General features: G+C 56.5%; 2 protein-coding genes and 1 pseudogene. 2 read left to right on the top strand and 1 reads right to left on the bottom strand.

Annotation, left to right across the window (positions count from 1 at the left end):
* Both ACIQ2T_RS12550 and ACIQ2T_RS12545 read left to right on the top strand, forming a co-directional pair.
* Window positions 1-449: pseudogene (locus tag ACIQ2T_RS12550) on the top strand (argininosuccinate synthase); the annotation flags it as partial.
* A 136-nt stretch (window positions 450-585) separates the two neighbouring features.
* On the top strand, window positions 586-2,328 hold the full coding sequence (locus ACIQ2T_RS12545) for an amidohydrolase family protein (RefSeq protein ID WP_397591101.1): 1,743 nt from the start codon (window positions 586-588) through the stop codon (window positions 2,326-2,328).
* A 93-nt stretch (window positions 2,329-2,421) separates the two neighbouring features.
* On the opposite strand, the gene dnaN is transcribed toward ACIQ2T_RS12545, so the two are convergent.
* Entirely contained in the window at window positions 2,422-3,537 is a 1,116-nt protein-coding gene (gene dnaN, locus ACIQ2T_RS12540; RefSeq protein WP_397591100.1) for a DNA polymerase III subunit beta, read from the bottom strand.
* Between the last annotated feature and the right edge of the window lie 18 nt (window positions 3,538-3,555).

Here is a 3,555-nt window from a genome sequence, read left to right as displayed (position 1 = left end):
CGCATGGCATTGGCCGTCTTGATCTGGTCGAGAACCGTTTCGTTGGTATGAAATCGCGCGGCATGTATGAAACGCCGGGTGGCGAGATTTACGCCCGTGCCCATCGCGGCATTGAAAGTATCACGCTGGATCGCGGCGCGGCGCATCTGAAAGACGAGCTGATGCCGAAATATGCCCAGCTCATTTACAATGGCTTCTGGTTCTCGCCGGAGCGTGAGATGTTGCAGGCCGCAATAGACCATAGTCAGGAACATGTGTCAGGAACTGTGCGGCTGAAGCTCTACAAGGGCCTCGCCAGCGTGGTTGGCCGTAAGTCGCCGAATAGCCTGTACAGCGAAAAGGTCGTGACCTTTGAAGACGATGCCGGCGCATATGACCAGAAGGATGCAGCAGGCTTTATCAAGCTGAACGCTCTTCGCCTGCGGTTGTTGGCGCAACGCGGAAAATAACAGCGGCTGGCCGCGACTAATTTTCAACGCATAGCATTTTGATCGGTCTCGAACAGGACGTTTTCTAGGCTGACGCAGAGGTTTAATTGCCTAATTAAACCTGATACGCTCAGCGCGAGGATAGAGGAGAGTCGGCATGCATGATCTTGTTATTCGTGGTGGAACCGTGGTTGATGGCACAGGCGCGGCGCGCTTTGTTGCTGATGTTGCAGTGGACGGCGGTATAATCACGGCGGTTGGACATATCAGCGCGCAAGGCCGCGAAGAGATTGATGCAACAGGCAAGATCGTCGCACCCGGCTTTGTCGACATCCACACCCATTATGATGGCCAAGCGACTTGGGACAGCGAGATGGGTCCGTCGAGCTGGCATGGCGTCACCACGGTCGTCATGGGCAATTGCGGCGTTGGCTTTGCGCCGGCGAAAAAGGACAAGCATGACTGGCTTATCGGCCTGATGGAGGGTGTTGAGGATATCCCCGGTACCGCATTGGCCGAGGGGATGAAATGGGATTGGGAGACCTTCCCTGAGTATCTGGATGCGCTTGAGCGCCGCCCGCGCACCATCGATATTGGCACGCAAGTTCCGCACGGCGCGTTGCGTGCCTTTGTCATGGGACAGCGCGGGGCGGATAATGAGGCGCCAACCGAAGCAGACATCGCCGAAATGGCGCGGCTGGTGGAGGAAGGCTTGCGCGCAGGGGCTTTGGGCTTTTCCACCTCACGCACGGTGTTGCATAAATCGATTGATGGCGAACTTGTCCCTGGGACCACGGCGACCGAACCCGAGTTGGTTGGTATTGGCCGCGCCATGGGTAAGGTCGGGCATGGGGTGTTTGAGCTAACCACCGATTTCTTGGAAGAATGGGACGAGTTCGGCTGGATGGGTCGGTTAAGCCGCGAGACAGGGGTGCCCATCGCCTTCACCATGTTGCAATCGCCCATCAAGCAAATGCCGTGGACCGAGCAAATGGCAGGAATGTGCAACGCCAATGACAATGGTGCCAATCTGGTCGCTGCGATTGGCCTGCGCGGTATCGGCGTCATCATGAACTGGCGCGGCTCGGTGCACCCATTCATGCGCAAGCCAAGCTGGCAGAAAATCGCAGGACTGTCGTGGGATGAGCAGAAAGCAAAACTGTCCGACCCGGCGTTCAAGGCTGCGATGCTGGCGGAGGACAATTTGCCGCCGCCGTCGGTTGATATGGCCCCATTCTTCATGCTGGTGACTGCCGCTTGGGCCATGCAATTCCCGCTGGGCGATGGCTTCAGCTATGAACCCACACGCGAAGAAAGCATCTTTGGCTTTGCACAGGCTGCAGGCAAAGAAAGCGCCGAATATGCCTATGGCCAGTTGATGGCCGACGACGGGAACGGCATGATTTACCTGCCGATATTGAATTATATGGATGGCAATTTGGACTTCACCAAAGAACTGCTCCAGCGTGACGATATCGTCGCATCGCTGTCTGACGGCGGCGCACATTGCGGGACAATTTGCGACGCGGCGTCACCGACATTCCTGCTCAGCTATTGGGCGCGCGACCGTAAGGCCGGAACAATACCGCTCGAGTTGGCCGTCAAACGGCAATGTCGCGACACCGCGCGGCTTTATGGATTGAATGATCGCGGTGTGCTGAAGCCGGGCTATCTCGCCGATATCAACGTCATCGATTTTGACGCCTTGAAATTGCTGAAGCCATGGCTGGCGTTCGACCTGCCCGCCGGTGGCAAGCGTTTACTGCAAAAGGCTGACGGCTATGTCGCGACGATAAAATCGGGCGTGGTGACCTTCCGTGAAGGCAAGATGACCGGCGCCTTGCCGGGTATCGTTGTGCGCGGCCCGCAGAATGTGCTGATGGCCGAGGCGGCCGAGTAGGGGAGCGACGCGCAGATTTTCTCAATCGGCGTCGTATTGATAGTAAGGCCTTGAAAAGATTTCAAGGCCTTACCTTTATCGGATTAGTTTAGATCAAACCCGCATCGGCATTAGGACATACAGCGCCGCTGATTTGTCATTCTCACGGATCAAGGTCGGCGCGCTGGCGTCGGCCAAATGCAGTTCGACGATGTCGCCTTCGATCTCGCCCAGTATGTCCATCAAATAGCGCGCGTTAAAGCCGATTTCGAAGCTATCGCTGCTATATTGGCCGGACACTTCTTCGGCCGCAGTGCCGTTTTCGGGGCTGGTGACGGACAAGGTGATCTTGTCTTTGTCGAGCGCCATTTTGACAGCGCGGGTTTTTTCGGTGGCGATAGTCGCCACGCGGTCAACGCCTTGGCTGAATGCCTTGGGATCGATGCGCAGCAGTTTGTCATTCGCAGTTGGAATGACACGGCTGTAGTCGGGGAAGGTGCCATCAATCAGCTTCGATGTCAGGATAACGCTGTCGAAGGTGAAGCGAATTTTGCTTGCCGACAAATCGACCTGAATCACATTGCCGCCGCTTTCATCAAGCAGCTTGCGGATTTCGGCAACGCATTTACGCGGCACAATGATGTCGGGCATGTTTTCTGCACCTGCAGGGCGCGGCAAGGTTACGCGGGCCAGACGGTGCCCGTCGGTTGCCGCCGCTTTCAGAACCGGTTCTGCGTCATCCGTGACGTGCAGGAAAATACCATTCAGATAATAACGCGTTTCTTCGGTCGAAATCGCAAAGCGCGTCTTGTCGATGATCTGGATCAGCGAGCTTGCAGGGATTTCGAACGATGTTGGCAGTTCGCCTTCGGCAATCGTCGGAAAATCGTCGCGCGGCAGTGTTGCAAGCGAGAAGCGGGCACGGCCAGCGTTGACAGCCATTCGACCATCGGCAGCATGCAGCTGCACTTGCGAGCCATCGGGCAATTTGCGCGCGATTTCAAATAAGGTGTGCGCGGACACGGTTGTCGCGCCTGGCGTTTCGACATCGGCTGCAAAGGTTTCGACAACCTGCAAATCAAGGTCTGTCGCGGTCACCTTGATCTTGCCGCCTTCGCTGGCTTCGATCAGAACGTTGGACAATATGGGTATGGTATTGCGCCGCTCCACAACAGATTGGACGTGGCTCAGGCATTTCAGCAGGGTCGCGCGTTCGATCGTGGCTCTCATTCAAATTCCCCTTGTCGG

Origin of the sequence: Sphingorhabdus sp. (assembly GCF_044357595.1) — a bacterium.
Lineage (GTDB): Bacteria > Pseudomonadota > Alphaproteobacteria > Sphingomonadales > Sphingomonadaceae > Sphingorhabdus_B.
The sequence above is the reverse complement of the archived record's forward strand: the minus strand, read 5'-3'. Positions and strand labels throughout refer to the sequence as shown.

Bases quoted from the DNA above. Each gene is read 5' to 3' on its own strand.
- ACIQ2T_RS12545 (WP_397591101.1), top strand. From the start codon at position 586: ATGCATGATCTTGTTATTCGTGGTGGAACCGTGGTTGATGGCACAGGC.
- dnaN (WP_397591100.1), bottom strand. From the start codon at position 3,537: ATGAGAGCCACGATCGAACGCGCGACCCTGCTGAAATGCCTGAGCCAC.